This is a genomic window from Brevibacillus centrosporus (assembly GCF_003710815.1).
Lineage (GTDB): Bacteria > Bacillota > Bacilli > Brevibacillales > Brevibacillaceae > Brevibacillus > Brevibacillus centrosporus.
In genome coordinates this window covers 173,229-186,884 of the sequence record NZ_RHHP01000008.1, presented here as the reverse complement: position 1 = coordinate 186,884, position 13,656 = coordinate 173,229, and the positions used below count along the sequence as shown (strand labels likewise).

Below are 13,656 nucleotides of genomic sequence, written 5' to 3'. Positions count from 1 at the left end.
GACAATTTCCGGGCCGTATTTGATAATATGGAAACATTAGATAGGGAGGAGTGCAACAAAGCCAATGAAGTGCAAAATATTTATTAGCTCGGTCGGACAGGATAGTCTAGTTCCACTCCGCAACTCTATGTATGAAACTTTGACAGGACTTGGACATGAACCTATCATGTATGAAAAGCCTAGTTTTGGATTGGCATTGCCTGGAGAGTCGTCTGTTGAGCAATGCTTGAGGCTGGTTAATGAAAGCCATATTTATCTTCTTTTTATCTATACTGCAGCAGGGAGCTATCTGAAGGATGCCAATCGGACAGTAACTCATTTGGAATATATTCAAGCGTGGACAAGCCAAAAATATATGCAGATTTTTGTGGAAAAATCGGTGTTGCAATACTATTTCCAAAATGTTCGAAGTCAAATAAATGAATATGTGGCAAGTTATGAGCAGATAAATGGAACCTTGCCGGATTGCGGTGATGTTTTTCGCCACGTTGAAGATTTGCAGCACAAGGGAGTCTTACAACCATTAGTACCAACAGATCCATATATTTGGGCGTTGCTCCACGATATTATCGATATACATAAGGTGATGGTCCAAGAAATTGCGCTTGGAGTCCCAAAAGATTGGGGCAGTATGTTCAGCGATATACTCCGGCAAGGGGTCGTGTTGATCCCGAGACGTGAACAATCAGAAGAAAACGAAAGACTGGCAAGTTCGTATCAAGATTTCACGGATGTTATTTCTTCCGTAATGAATAAACTGAGCATTAGAGAGATCACCGATCAAAGAGGATTTTTATCTGAAATTCGGAGTAGTTTAAAGGGAGGGGAAATTAAGCAGGTACTGGGTAACTATGCGATAATCCCTCAAGGTGATTTTCGAGATTGTTCCGCTGTCGTACTGTTCAAACGCTCTCAGGACAGCATCATATGCGAAGAAGCGGATGGACGAACGAGTATTTCGCCAGGTGCTTCCTTTGATTTGTCAAATCAAGATTCATTTGTAGCCGTTACTTATCATTTGGCAAGCCCAGATCCAGTGCTTTTTTACAAAGAATCCAAGCAAACCTTTTACCTGACCTTGAGAGTTGGTGAATACATCATTTCCTTTCACTTTCCAGCAGGTCGAACGTGGAGTATCCAGAAATTCAAAAGTTGTGAGTCCTTTATCTATGATGGTATAATGAGAGTCCATGGTAATGCGCTAACGATTCGTTATGTAAAATCCGTTTTAAGGGGGCTGCAGTCATGAGTAACGTTTATGTACTGAAGGACGGTAAGATTGAGGCGGCCAATGGATTTATATCGAAAGATGCTCTATTGTTTGCAACACCCAAGCGTAGTATTGACGACTTTATAAAACAAAACAAAGAGCAGTTTAAAGAGAATCAAGCGAGCATTCTAAAGGGAATTGAAGAATCCAAAAGACGATAGATCAAGAAAGGGTCCATGTTATGAATGGTCCCTTTTTTATTTTTTCCCACACCTTTCCACATTCTTTACGCGCTTCTGCCACAACGGATTGCTATAGTAAGGTTGTCCGACATAGGGGCGGTGGGGATGGATTACGCCAACAGCATGAAAAACTTACAAAAGTGTAAGGTTCCTGAAAGTTAACTCGATAGTTCCCACATCAGATCCCCGATACAATGAAATCAACTCATACGGATCATGAAATGGGAGATCGATAATGAATACCGCACTGATTTATCCAAAAATGAATCATCAGCAAATTTACGAAGAATACTCCGCCAAAATATATCGCTATTTCCGCTATCGTGTAAAAAATGTTTGGGACGTTGAGGACCTGACCACGACAGTGTTTATCAAAGTTTACTCCAAGCTGGAGCAATACGACGGACGCCATCCATTTGGCGCTTGGATTTTCCGCATCGCGCACAACGCCTTGATTGATTACATGCGCAAAAAGCGGGAGTGCCCGGTCGATCAGGATACATTTTCCTCGCTCAAAGCTACGGATGAGCTGCCGGAGGAATGCCTCCTGATACAGGAATCCACCGATGTACTGTGGCAAAAGGTACATACGCTGACGGTCGATCAGCGCAATGTGATTCAGCTGCGTTACCTGGCTGATCTGAGAATGAACGAGATCGCGGAAATCCTCGGGAAAACCGAGGCATCGGTCAAAATCCTGCACTTCCGCGGGATCAAGAAGCTTCAACAAATGATGAAGGCGCAAGCGTAGGGTGGACATTTGGTCCATCCTTTTCTTTTGGAGAGAAAAAGGAAAAGTTTGGATTTTTGCTGTGGGACTTGGCGACAAGCCTAGTTTTCCTAAGGTATAGTAGAGGATGGAATGATGGAGACTTAGGAAAGAGAGGGGTACATAGCGATGTCGACCATTATGATCGTAGAGGACGATCCTAAAATCAATCAATTACTGCAGAGTCAGTTGGAAAAATACGGATATCATACAGTGAATGTCGAACACTTTGACCGGGTCATGGACGTATTTTCAGAGGTTCGGCCAGACTTGGTCCTGCTGGATGTCAATCTACCCAAATTCGACGGGTTCTACTGGTGCCGCCAAATGCGCCAGGAATCGAACTGCCCGATCCTGTTCATCTCTGCGCGGGATAGCAAAATGGATCAGGTGATGGCATTGGAAAACGGGGCCGATGATTACATCACAAAGCCGTTTGACTACGATGTGGTCATGGCAAAGATTCGCAGCCAGCTGAGACGCGCCTACGGTTTGTACGCACCTCAGGAGGGAGAGCGGACGGTAGAGGTGGCAGGGCTCAAGCTGTTTTTGGAACGGTTGGAGCTGTCCATACACGATACCAAGGTAGAGCTGAGCAAAAAGGAAGCCCTGCTGCTGGAGGCGCTGATGAATCAATACCCGCGTGTCGTCAGTAGGGAGCGTCTGCTGGAGAAGCTCTGGGACGAGCAGTTTGTAGATGAAAATACGCTGAACGTCTACATCACACGGGTGCGCGGAAAGCTCAAGGACATGGGGCTCGAAGGCACGGTGGAAACGGTGCGTGGCTCGGGATACCGTCTGAGGGCAGTCTGGGAGGATGGGCAATGAAGCTGTTCCTCCGGGATCAATGGGCTTTTGCGGTATTTTTCCTCGTTCAGCTCATCTTGCTGCTGCTGATTTTTACGTTGGACGGATACTGGAACCAATCCTTAATGATCTACGCCATGTTCCTGTCGGTCTTTTTCGCAGGGGCTTTTCTGGTCGTGCGCTATTTGACGCATCGCGCTATCTACCAGCGTTTGAGCAACCCGGTGCAATCGCTCGAGGAGCTGACGCAGACACACGGCAATGCGGCATTGTGCCGTGCGATGGACGAGACGTTTCTGGAGCATTATCGGCTGTACAAGGAACAGCTGCATGCCTATGAAAACAAGCAGCGAGACTATACGACTTTTATCCAGCAATGGGTGCACCAGATGAAAACGCCGATCTCGGTCATTCACCTGCTCCTGCAAAACGAGGATGATCCGACGGCGGAAAGCGTCCGGGAAGAGGTGGATCGGATCAAGCGCGGGCTGGAAACGGTACTGTACATTGCCCGGCTGGATCGGTTCGAGCAGGATTTCCTGGTGGAGCAGGTAACTCTTCGCAGTCTTGTCCAAAACGTTCTCGCGGAAAACAAGCGGCTCTTCATCCGCAATCAGGTCTACCCGGAGGTAAAGATCGACGAGACGTGGCGCGTGGAATCGGATGAGAAGTGGCTCGCCTTTGTGCTCAATCAGCTGTTGACCAATGCTGTGCGCTATTCGGCAGGAAAGAGCAACAAGGTGTCCATCCGTGCTTACGAGCTGGGACCGAATGTCGCGTTGGAGGTACAGGATTATGGGATCGGGATTCCTCCGGAGGACATTCGCCGCGTGTTTCAGCCTTATTTTACAGGAGAAAATGGCCGCAAATACCCGGAATCTACGGGAATGGGGCTGTATCTGGTAAAAGAAATTTGCGGGCGGCTGCATCACGGGGTAGAGCTGGAATCAGAGGTAGGGAACGGAACGACGGTACGGCTGATTATGTCAGGGGTTCTTCCAACCTTACAAGATCGTAAGAAAGCTGAAAGTTAATTCGATGGCGGTAGGTCGCGCACTTTTCGTATAGTGGGGTATGAAGTGCGAGAAAGGGGTAAGACCGATGGACATGTTGCAGGTGAATAGTCTGAGCAAAATCTACGGAGGCAAGGTAACTTACCGCGCGTTGACGGATATAGATTTAACGATTCGAGAAGGGGAATTCGTCGGGATCATGGGTCCTTCAGGAAGTGGGAAAACCACCTTGTTGAACATGATTGCGACCATCGATACCCCTACATCCGGGGCCGTCCTGCTGAAAGGGACCAACCCGCATTTGTTGAAAAAGGATAAGCTGGCCCTGTTTCGACGCAGAGAGCTGGGCTTTGTTTTTCAGGATTTCAATCTACTGGATACGCTGACGATCGGAGAAAATATTGTGCTGCCCCTGACATTGGAGGGAGAGAGCGTCTCAGTCATGGAGGAGCGGCTGCAGTCGATCGCGGCGAAGCTTGGCATTCAGGAGATTTTGGACAAACGCACCTTCGAGGTTTCGGGTGGACAAAGGCAGCGTACGGCGATTGCCCGTGCCATTATTCATACGCCGTCCCTCCTACTTGCGGATGAACCGACGGGAAATCTGGATTCGAAGTCGTCCCGTACTGTGATGGAGACGCTCGAATCTATCAATAAATCGGAAAATACGACAATGATGATGGTCACGCATGATGCTTTGGCTGCGAGCTACTGCCATCGCGTCATTTTTATCAAGGATGGTCAGCTGCACAACGAAATGTACCGGGGGGAAAGTCGCCAGGTGTTCTTCCAAAAGATCATTGATGCGCTGTCTTTTTTGGGAGGGAACAACTATGACCTTTCGACAGTTCGCGTGTAACAACGTCCTGCGAAACAAGCGAACGTATGCGGCTTTCTTTTTGAGCAGCGTCTTTTCTGTCATGATTTTTTTCGTTTATGCCATGTTTATTTTCCATCCGGGCATCGATGATGAAGAGATTCATGGATCTGTCGCGACAGGCATGATCGTCGCGGAGTATATCATTTTTCTCTTTGCTTTCTTCTTTCTTTTCTATTGCGTCGGTGCTTTCTTGAAGAAACGGGAAAAGGAATTCGGTATCCTGTTCATGCATGGAATGACGGCAAAGCAGCGCAACCTGCTGATTTTTATGGAAACGATGCTGATCGGGGGCGTTTCCATTCTTTGCGGGATCGTGCTGGGGCTGGTTTTAGTTAAGCTGTTCTTTCAATTTGCCGGCTTTTTGCTGGATGTGCAGGCACTGGAGTTTTACTTTCCCTGGAAAGCGATTGGCTTGACGTTCGTGGCGTTTCTCATTTTGTTCGCTGCGATTTCGATCTTTACGGTATTGCTGCTCAGGAGCAAAAGCCTGCTGGATCTGCTCCAGGGCAGTCAACGTCCAAAGAGGGAGCCGAAAGCATCGGTGGTTCTCTCTTTTTTAGCGGCGGGATTGTTGGGAATCGCCTATGTCCTGGCGCTGACTGCCGATGGCATCTCTGTCGTGGTCCTGCTTTTGCCCGTAACGGCTTTGACGATCGCAGGCACGTACCTGCTCTTTACACAGCTCAGTGTCTTTTTCATCGGTTTTTTGAAAAAAAGGCGCTCGATTTACTGGAAACGAACCAATCTGATTACGTTCTCTGATTTGGATAATCGGATGAAGGATAACGCGCGCATGTTTTTCCTCGTCTGCATCGTATCCACGATCGCCTTTTGTGCCATTGGGACGCTGGCCGCTCTGGCTGGCTCGATCCAGGAAACCGTCGTGAAAACGAATCCGTTTGCCTTTGAATATCAAACCAATAAAGGGAATCTGGAGGAGCAAAAGCATCTCGCGCTGATTGAAAACAGCCTGCTCCAAAACGGTTTTTCCTTTGAAAAGCATCAAGCGACGATGCGTCTTTTGCCGCAAAAGGTCAACGATGAGACTGTCGGTGTGGTCAAGCTGACGGACTACAACCAATTTGCCTTGGCCGCGAATTCGCGGGAGCTGAAGCTCGGGGACAACGAGGCGTTCCTGGTCGTTCGCTGGTTTGGAGACTCCGTGGATAGCAAGATGCTTACCGTCGGGTCAAACGAGCTGGCGGTAAAAACGGATACGAAAATCAACCCGCTGCTAAGTGGACTGGATTTCGAACGTTTGGCTGTCATTCCGGATCGCGTCTACGACCAGCTGAAGGGTCTGAATGAAGAGGTGCGGTACGGATATGTGGTACCAAAATGGAAGGATACGCAGGAAATCAGCTTGAGCCTGCAGGAGAAGATCGAGCATTACGGCGAGCACTACTATTTTAGCGCCCGTGCCCCTGTCTACCACTCCATGAAGCAAATGGCGAATACGCTACTCTTTATCGGGCTGTTCGTAGGAGTTCTGTTTTTCGTGGCGGCCGCCAGCTTTTTGTACTTCCGGCTGTACACCGATTTGGAAAATGACAAACGGCAGTACGGAGCCATATCGAAAATCGGACTTTCGGATCGAGAGCTGTCCCGAGTGGTGACGACGCAGATCGCACTGCTGTTCTTCGTTCCGATCGTGGCAGCAATCATTCATAGCATAGTTGCTTTCGTTTCCTTGCAAAGCCTGCTGAAGCTCATGCTCATCGCTTCCGTTTTCAAGCCGACGGCAATCGTGCTGCTCAGCTTCGTGATTGTCCAGGCGATTTACTTCTGGATCATTCGCAACCGGTATTTGTTCCACCTCAAGCGATCTGTATCTCAATAAGAAAAAGAAGACCTCGTAAGTGGATCCACAAGTCCGGCTGACGAGGTCTTCTCATGGGAGAAGGAAAACATACATAGAATAAGGAGGAGGACAATGCGAGGAGGAAGATGAGATGGAGCAGCAGTCCTGGATGGAGAAAGCCGTCACTATCGCATGGGAGAACGTACTTCGGAGTCATGGAGGGCCTTTTGGGGCGATTGTCGTCCGGGATGGGCAGATCGTGGGCACTGGCAGTAATGAGGTAACGGCAACAAATGACCCGACAGCACACGCGGAGGTTCAGGCGATTCGGGACGCTTGCCGCAACCTGAATACGTTTCAGCTGACAGATTGCGAGCTGTACACCAGCTGTGAGCCTTGCCCGATGTGCTTGGGAGCGATCTACTGGGCACGGCCAAAGGCGGTTTACTTTGCAAGTACCAAGCAGGATGCGGCGAAAGTCGGATTTGATGACCAGTTTATCTACGAGCAGATCGGGATCCCTTTTGCCGAAAGGACCATTCCTTTCTTGCAAATTCAACCAGAAAACTATCAGATTCCATTCGTGACATGGGCAAACTCACAGAGCAAGGTAGAATATTAAGGCAAGGGGGCAATCGCAGACGTGCGGTTGCTTCTTTTTTTTGTATTTCTTTATATCAGTTAACAATATGATAAACAAAAATAAAATATTGAAAATGCTTTCAAAATCAAATTTTCAGATTAACTGTTGCATATTGTCGAAATTCGTATTATAGTAACAACAACAATAACGTAATTCGTCCATTATTGAAAATAAATCGACTGTTTAAAGGACCAAAAATTAGGGAAAAAGACGAATAAGGTAGGGATGATATGGAAGAAAAATTCCGACGATCTCTTTATCCAGAATTAGATGACATCGACTACGGTATTGTCCGTGCCTTACAAGAGAATGCACGTCTACCTTTTACTCAAATAGCCAAAGAGCTGGGCGTTACGGAGAAGACAATCCGGATGCGCGTGCAGCAAATGCAGGATGAGGGAGTTTTGAGTCTGGTTGGCATCGTCAATCCGGTCAAAGCAGGGCTAAACGTACAGGCTTTTGTGCAGATTGCCACAGAGGCGGACAAGCTGGACGATGTAGTCGCGGTGTTGAACGGAATCGTGGAAGTACGCTTGGTTGTTCTGACCTCTGGAGATTACCAGTTGATCACGCAAATTCTGGTTCGCAACTACGAGGAATTGTCACAATTTTTGATGAAAACCCTCAACAAGATACCGGGAGTTACCAGGGTGAACGTGATTAATGAATTGAAAATCCTAAAGTCCAAGTACAAGTTCGTTCGTTAGGACATCGCGACAGTGGAAGGGGGAATGCCATCGGAGTAAGTGCCGTTGGGAGACAATCATTCCATGAAGTAATTAGAGTGAAAAAGTGAGACATCCAAGATACGACATACTTTCATCAGGGCAGACAATAAAAGAGAAAAGGGGTCATCCTATGTTTTCGAAAAAAGCGAGCAAAACATTGATGAGTGCCGTACTGGGAACAATGCTGCTGGTAACAGGTTGTGGAGGCGGAGGAACCGCTGCTCCTAGCACAGATGGCGGAAACGCAGCAGCACCTGCACCATCTACAGGTAAAAAAGTAATTAATATCGGTCTGAAAGCAGACCCACCTTCCATGGACCCGAACATCTCGACTTCACTGTATGATCGCCAAGTATACGCGAGCCTCTACGACAAGCTGTTCGAAATCGATCCAAGCGGGAAAATCGTGCCAATGCTGGCTGAATCCTACGAGGTTACACCAGATGGTAAAACATATACGTTCAAGCTGAAGCAAGGCGTTAAGTTCCACGATGGAACTGATTTCGATGCTGAAGCGGTGAAATTCAACTTCGAGCGCAACATGAACGACGAGAAGTCCAAACGCAAAGGCGATATGAAGTTCGTTGATTCCGTTACTGTTGTTGACAAAAATACCGTTAAGGTACAAATGAAAGAGCCATTTGCACCGTTCCTGTCCATCCTGGCTGACCGTGGTGGTACCATGGTTTCACCAGCAGCTGTGAAGCAGTATGGCGATCAATATCTGAACCATCCAGTGGGAACCGGGCCTTTCGCATTTGTTGAGCAAGTAAAAGGCGACCACGTTACCCTGAAAAAGAACGAAAACTACTGGGGTGGCGCACCGAAAGTAGATGAAGTGACTTACAAAGTATTCACGAACGGTACTGCGAAAGTACAAAACCTGCGCTCCGGCATGCTGGACATCATCGACGATACACCAGTGAAGGAAATTCCGGCAGTAAAAGGCGATTCCAACCTCACGCTGACGGCAGAATCCGGATGGGGCTACCAAGGTCTGTACCTGAACAACTCCCGTGCACCATTTGACAACAAATATCTGCGTCAAGCGGTAGACGCTGCGATCGACCGTGAGGCATTGGTAAAAGTACTGTTTAACGGCTATGCAGCACCTGCTCGCACAGCATTTGCTAAAGGCAGCCTGGCGTACAACGAAGCGTTGAACGCACCAATCGCTCCTGACGCTGCGAAAATCAAAGACTTGCTGGCAAAAGGCGGACAACCAAACGGCTTCAGCTTTAAACTGTACATCACGTCTTCTCCTGAAAACGAACAATTGGGTGCTGTCCTGCAAAATATGTGGAAGCAACACGGCATTAATGCCACACTGGAAAAACTCGAGTACGGTCAATTGCTGGAAACAGGTGAAAAAGGCGAATTCGATGCACTGCAACTGGGCTGGTCCGGACGTCAAGACCCAGACCAAAACTTCCATGACTTCGTAGTAAAAGGCGCTTCCAACAACGACGGACGTATTGATCTGCCAAAATTGGATGAGCTGGTTATGAAAGCACGCAGTGAAGTAGATGAAACAAAACGTAAAGCTCTGTATGAAGAAGCTACGAAGCTTCTGCAAGACGAAGCTGGCTATTCTTACATGTACCATCAATTTGTTCTGATCGGTATGAACAAAAAAGTTACAGGCTTCACGTATGTACCAGACGGTCTGATCCGTACAGCAACTCTGGACAAGCAATAAGCTTAAGCTTTCTGCTTCAAGCTTGACTACACTATAACAGCAAGAGCGAGGAGGAATTGTCATGATGTTTGTGGTCAGACGTCTACTGCTGACAATCCCGATTCTCCTGCTGGTGTCGATTCTGACTTTCTCTTTGATCCATATGATCCCGGGCGATCCTGCCCGGGTCATTTTAGGACAAGAGGCGACACCGGAAGCCTATCAGGCACTGCGAACAGAGCTTGGTTTAGACAAGCCGATCGTGGTGCAATATTTTTCCTGGCTGGGAAAAGTGGTAACGGGTGATTTGGGGATGTCCATCACGGACCGGATTCCGGTCTCTGAATTGATCAAGCAAAGGCTGCCTGCGACGGTGGAGTTGACCATAGGGACTTTCCTCGTAGCGATCCTCATCGCGTTTCCTGCGGGGATCCTGGCGGCGACGAGACGCGGGACCTGGATTGATTACACAAGTACCTTTACTGCACTGGGAGGAATGAGTATCCCAAGCTTTTGGCTGGCGATGATGATGATTATCTACTTCGCGGTTGAAAACCAATGGCTGCCTTCATCGGGCTACGTCTCCTTCTTTGAAAATCCAACGCAAAACCTGTTGGCCATGGTTCTTCCTTGTGTGGCGACTGGCCTTCGTGAATCCGCTGTCCTCATGCGCATGCTGCGCTCTTCCTTGCTCGATGTGGTAAACATGGACTTTATCCGTACAGCAAAAGCAAAGGGTTTGAACGAAGCACGCACGATTCTGGGACATGCATTGCGCAACGCGATGGTGCCAGTTGTAACGACTTCTGGTCTGATGATCGCCGGCCTCTTGGGTGGTCTGGTCATTACTGAGTCGATCTTCTCCATCCCTGGATTTGGTCGTCTGATTGTAGAATCTGTATTTAAACGGGATTATGTTACGGTACAAGGTGCGATTCTCGTGTCGGCTGTACTGGTTGTACTCGTAAACCTGGCTGTAGATATTTTGTACGCAGTAATCGATCCACGCATCAAGAGCGGGAAAGGAGCGGGTGAGTAATGAAAACCCTAGGCAAATTTCTCCGAAACGGGTTGGGTGTCATCGGAGCGGTGATCATCCTCGGACTGATCATTGTAGCAATCTTTGCTCCTCAGATCGCTCCCTACGACCCGAACGCACAAGATTACAACAAGATCCTGCTTGCTCCTGGCGGCGATCACTTGTTTGGAACAGACGACCTCGGTCGCGATATTTTCTCCCGTGTCGTTTACGGGGCGCGTATCTCCATGGAAGCTGCCTTGATTTCCGTTGGGATTGCGATGCTGATCGGCGTACCGATCGGGCTTTTGTCCGGTTACTACCGCGGTTTTTGGGACGAGTGGGTAGTTATGCGCAGTGTTGACGCGATGCAGGCATTCCCTTTCCTGATCTTGGCTCTGGCGATTTCCGCCGTACTCGGTTCTGGATTCGGCAATGCGATGCTGGCGATTGGTATCGGGTTTGCTCCGGCTTTCGTACGCATCACGCGCGGTCAAGTACTGACTCTTCGCAATATGGAGTACATTCACGCAGCCAGATCGGTCGGTGTCAAAGATGCTCGCATCATTTTCCGCCACATCTTGCCGAATGCGCTCAACCCGATCATGATTCAAGCGACACTGGCGATGGCGTCAGGGATTATCGCAGAAGCTTCTCTTTCATATCTCGGTCTAGGGGTACAACCACCTACACCGTCGTGGGGAAGCATGCTGAACCAGGCTCAAACATTGATGTCCGTAGCTCCTTATGCAACATTTTATCCAGGTATTGCGATCTTCTTAGTTGTACTTGGCTTCAACTTGCTGGGTGATGGCTTGCAACAGGTTCTAGATCCGCGTTCACGTAAATAGGTAAGCTTATATTGAAGATTTACATGGTCACGAAATAACGAAGGGAGTGGAGCAGATGACGACCATCTTGGAAGTGGAGCAGCTGAGAACCCGGTTTCGCACAGACAGCGGTGTCGTCAGTGTCGTTGACGGCGTCGACTTCTCCATCCGTGCCGGCGAGACGCTCGGAGTCGTAGGTGAATCAGGCTGCGGAAAAAGCGTAACCAGCCTGTCGATTATGCGGTTGCTGCCGCAAAACGGTAAGTCGGAAGGAAGCATCCGTTTTAATGGAAAAGACGTGCTCGGGCTGTCGGAAAAAGACATGCAGCGCGTTCGCGGTAATGAAATCGCGATGATTTTCCAGGAGCCGATGACTTCCCTCAATCCGCTGCATACAGTAGGCAGACAGATTGAAGAAGCAGTCATGCTTCATATGAAAGTGAGCAAGGCACAGGCGAAAGAACGGGCGATCGCCATGCTCAAAGCAGTAGGGATGCCGCGTGCCGAAGAAATCTACGGTGAATTCCCGCATCAGCTCTCTGGTGGGATGCGTCAGCGGGTCATGATCGCAATGGCGATGTCCTGTGATCCGAAGCTGATCATCGCGGATGAGCCGACGACTGCTCTCGACGTAACGATCCAGGCGCAAATCCTCGATCTGATGCGTGACCTCAAAGAAAAAACAGGAACATCCATCATGCTGATTACGCACGATTTGGGCGTCGTAGCGGAGATGTGCGACCGCGTGATTGTCATGTACGCGGGGCAAGTCGTAGAAGAGACAGATGTAGACACCTTGTTTGAAAGTCCAAAGCATCCTTATACGATTGGTTTGATGAATTCGATTCCGGAGCTTGACGACGAACGCGAGTACCTGGAAACAATTCCAGGTGCCGTACCATTGCCGCAGCAAATGCCAAAAGGCTGCCGATTTGCTCCTCGTTGCTCGAAGGCGATGGCGATCTGTAATGAACAGCCGCCTGAGCTGTTGCAGCTGGACGGTCAAAAATGCCGCTGCTGGCTGTATGCAGATGGGGGGGAACAAGCATGACGAAACCTCTGTTGGAAGTAAAAGGGCTAAAACAGCATTTTCCCATCAAGGGCGGATTTTTAAAGAAGACGGCAGGGTATGTCAAAGCTGTCGACGGTATCGATCTGCAGGTGTTTCCGGGTGAAACGCTTGGAATCGTAGGAGAGTCTGGCTGCGGGAAGTCCACCACAGGACGAAGCATCATGCGCCTCTTGGAACCGAGCTCGGGGGAAGTATGGTTTGACGGAAAAGACTTGGCAAAGCTTCCAAAAGAAGAAATGCGCAAAATGCGCAAGGACTTGCAAATGATTTTCCAGGATCCATACGCTTCGCTGAACCCGCGTATGACGATTAAGCAAATTCTGATGGAATCGCTGATGGTACACAATATAGGTACGATAGCAGAGCGTGAGAAAACGATCGAAGAAATCATCGAGATCGTTGGTCTTCGCAAAGAGCACCTGAACCGTCATCCCCACGACTTCTCGGGTGGACAACGGCAACGGATCGGGATCGCACGTGCACTGGTTGTCAAACCAAAGCTGATCATTGCCGATGAGCCCGTATCCGCGCTGGACGTATCGATTCAGTCGCAGGTACTCAATTTGCTCAAAGACTTGAAAAAAGAATTCAATCTGACACTCATGTTCATTTCGCATGACCTGTCAGTCGTCAAGCATTTGTGCGACCGGATCGCCGTCATGTATTTGGGCCGCGTCGTAGAAATTGCCGATAAACGAACCTTGTTTGAGAATCCGAGCCACCCGTATACGCGGGCTTTGCTGTCCGCTGTACCAGTGGCAAAACCCCGCCAGAAGCGGGAGAGGATCTTGCTTACAGGCGATCTGCCGAGTCCGGCAAATCCGCCAAGCGGTTGCACCTTCCATCCACGTTGCCCTTACGCAACGGATGTTTGTAAAACGACAGTACCGAGTCTGGCTGATATCGGAGCCGGACAACTGGTATCCTGCCATTTGGTGCAATCGGGTGAACTTCGCCGTTAGAGG

General features: G+C 48.9%; 14 protein-coding genes. All 14 read left to right on the top strand.

The window, feature by feature from the left end:
- The first annotated feature begins 64 nt into the window (after positions 1-64).
- The 14 genes from EDM55_RS09940 to EDM55_RS09875 all read left to right on the top strand — a co-directional run bounded on the left by EDM55_RS09940 (position 65) and on the right by EDM55_RS09875 (position 13,653).
- Positions 65-1,249 (top strand): DUF4062 domain-containing protein, encoded by a 1,185-nt coding sequence (locus tag EDM55_RS09940; protein ID WP_092267458.1) that lies wholly within the window; start codon positions 65-67, stop codon positions 1,247-1,249.
- Positions 1,246-1,431, top strand: a complete 186-nt coding sequence (locus EDM55_RS09935) for a hypothetical protein (RefSeq protein WP_092267457.1) — start codon at positions 1,246-1,248, stop codon at positions 1,429-1,431. The genes EDM55_RS09940 and EDM55_RS09935 overlap by 4 nt, the downstream gene beginning before the upstream one ends.
- Before the next feature lie 256 nt (positions 1,432-1,687).
- A complete protein-coding gene (locus EDM55_RS09930; RefSeq protein WP_122960228.1) occupies positions 1,688-2,203 on the top strand; it encodes an RNA polymerase sigma factor in 516 nt (171 codons plus the stop codon).
- Between the two features lie 147 nt (positions 2,204-2,350).
- The gene (locus EDM55_RS09925) at positions 2,351-3,049 is read left to right on the top strand and encodes a response regulator transcription factor (RefSeq protein WP_122960227.1); all 699 of its coding nucleotides are present in this window, start codon (positions 2,351-2,353) and stop codon (positions 3,047-3,049) included.
- On the top strand, positions 3,046-4,062 hold the full coding sequence (locus tag EDM55_RS09920; RefSeq protein WP_122960226.1) for a sensor histidine kinase: 1,017 nt from the start codon (positions 3,046-3,048) through the stop codon (positions 4,060-4,062). Before EDM55_RS09925 ends, EDM55_RS09920 begins: the two co-directional genes overlap by 4 nt.
- A 67-nt stretch (positions 4,063-4,129) precedes the next feature.
- Complete coding sequence (locus EDM55_RS09915; protein ID WP_092267453.1) at positions 4,130-4,900, top strand: ABC transporter ATP-binding protein; 771 nt, start codon at positions 4,130-4,132, stop codon at positions 4,898-4,900.
- Positions 4,875-6,761 carry an FtsX-like permease family protein gene (locus EDM55_RS09910; RefSeq protein ID WP_122960225.1) on the top strand — a complete coding sequence of 629 codons (1,887 nt, stop codon included), beginning with the start codon at positions 4,875-4,877 and terminating at the stop codon, positions 6,759-6,761. Before EDM55_RS09915 ends, EDM55_RS09910 begins: the two co-directional genes overlap by 26 nt.
- Before the next feature lie 112 nt (positions 6,762-6,873).
- Positions 6,874-7,344, top strand: a complete 471-nt coding sequence (locus tag EDM55_RS09905) for a nucleoside deaminase (RefSeq protein ID WP_092267510.1) — start codon at positions 6,874-6,876, stop codon at positions 7,342-7,344.
- 251 nt (positions 7,345-7,595) lie between these two features.
- On the top strand, positions 7,596-8,072 hold the full coding sequence (locus EDM55_RS09900) for an Lrp/AsnC family transcriptional regulator (protein WP_092267451.1): 477 nt from the start codon (positions 7,596-7,598) through the stop codon (positions 8,070-8,072).
- 151 nt (positions 8,073-8,223) lie between these two features.
- The gene (locus EDM55_RS09895; protein WP_122960224.1) at positions 8,224-9,792 is read left to right on the top strand and encodes an ABC transporter substrate-binding protein; all 1,569 of its coding nucleotides are present in this window, start codon (positions 8,224-8,226) and stop codon (positions 9,790-9,792) included.
- A gap of 61 nt (positions 9,793-9,853) precedes the next feature.
- Positions 9,854-10,810 (top strand): ABC transporter permease, encoded by a 957-nt coding sequence (locus tag EDM55_RS09890; RefSeq protein ID WP_092267449.1) that lies wholly within the window; start codon positions 9,854-9,856, stop codon positions 10,808-10,810.
- Positions 10,810-11,640, top strand: coding sequence for an ABC transporter permease (locus EDM55_RS09885; protein WP_092267448.1), 831 nt, complete (start codon positions 10,810-10,812; stop codon positions 11,638-11,640). Before EDM55_RS09890 ends, EDM55_RS09885 begins: the two co-directional genes overlap by 1 nt.
- A gap of 55 nt (positions 11,641-11,695) precedes the next feature.
- A complete protein-coding gene (locus EDM55_RS09880; RefSeq protein WP_122960223.1) occupies positions 11,696-12,670 on the top strand; it encodes an ABC transporter ATP-binding protein in 975 nt (324 codons plus the stop codon).
- On the top strand, positions 12,667-13,653 hold the full coding sequence (locus tag EDM55_RS09875; protein ID WP_092267446.1) for an ABC transporter ATP-binding protein: 987 nt from the start codon (positions 12,667-12,669) through the stop codon (positions 13,651-13,653). The genes EDM55_RS09880 and EDM55_RS09875 overlap by 4 nt, the downstream gene beginning before the upstream one ends.
- Positions 13,654-13,656 lie beyond the last annotated feature (3 nt).

Bases quoted from the DNA above. Each gene is read 5' to 3' on its own strand.
- EDM55_RS09940 (WP_092267458.1), top strand. From the start codon at position 65: ATGAAGTGCAAAATATTTATTAGCTCGGTCGGACAGGATAGTCTAGTT.
- EDM55_RS09930 (WP_122960228.1), top strand. From the start codon at position 1,688: ATGAATACCGCACTGATTTATCCAAAAATGAATCATCAGCAAATTTAC.
- EDM55_RS09905 (WP_092267510.1), top strand. From the start codon at position 6,874: ATGGAGCAGCAGTCCTGGATGGAGAAAGCCGTCACTATCGCATGGGAG.
- EDM55_RS09900 (WP_092267451.1), top strand. From the start codon at position 7,596: ATGGAAGAAAAATTCCGACGATCTCTTTATCCAGAATTAGATGACATC.
- EDM55_RS09925 (WP_122960227.1), top strand. From the start codon at position 2,351: ATGTCGACCATTATGATCGTAGAGGACGATCCTAAAATCAATCAATTA.
- EDM55_RS09895 (WP_122960224.1), top strand. From the start codon at position 8,224: ATGTTTTCGAAAAAAGCGAGCAAAACATTGATGAGTGCCGTACTGGGA.
- EDM55_RS09875 (WP_092267446.1), top strand. From the start codon at position 12,667: ATGACGAAACCTCTGTTGGAAGTAAAAGGGCTAAAACAGCATTTTCCC.
- EDM55_RS09935 (WP_092267457.1), top strand. From the start codon at position 1,246: ATGAGTAACGTTTATGTACTGAAGGACGGTAAGATTGAGGCGGCCAAT.
- EDM55_RS09890 (WP_092267449.1), top strand. From the start codon at position 9,854: ATGATGTTTGTGGTCAGACGTCTACTGCTGACAATCCCGATTCTCCTG.
- EDM55_RS09915 (WP_092267453.1), top strand. From the start codon at position 4,130: ATGGACATGTTGCAGGTGAATAGTCTGAGCAAAATCTACGGAGGCAAG.
- EDM55_RS09910 (WP_122960225.1), top strand. From the start codon at position 4,875: ATGACCTTTCGACAGTTCGCGTGTAACAACGTCCTGCGAAACAAGCGA.
- EDM55_RS09880 (WP_122960223.1), top strand. From the start codon at position 11,696: ATGACGACCATCTTGGAAGTGGAGCAGCTGAGAACCCGGTTTCGCACA.
- EDM55_RS09920 (WP_122960226.1), top strand. From the start codon at position 3,046: ATGAAGCTGTTCCTCCGGGATCAATGGGCTTTTGCGGTATTTTTCCTC.
- EDM55_RS09885 (WP_092267448.1), top strand. From the start codon at position 10,810: ATGAAAACCCTAGGCAAATTTCTCCGAAACGGGTTGGGTGTCATCGGA.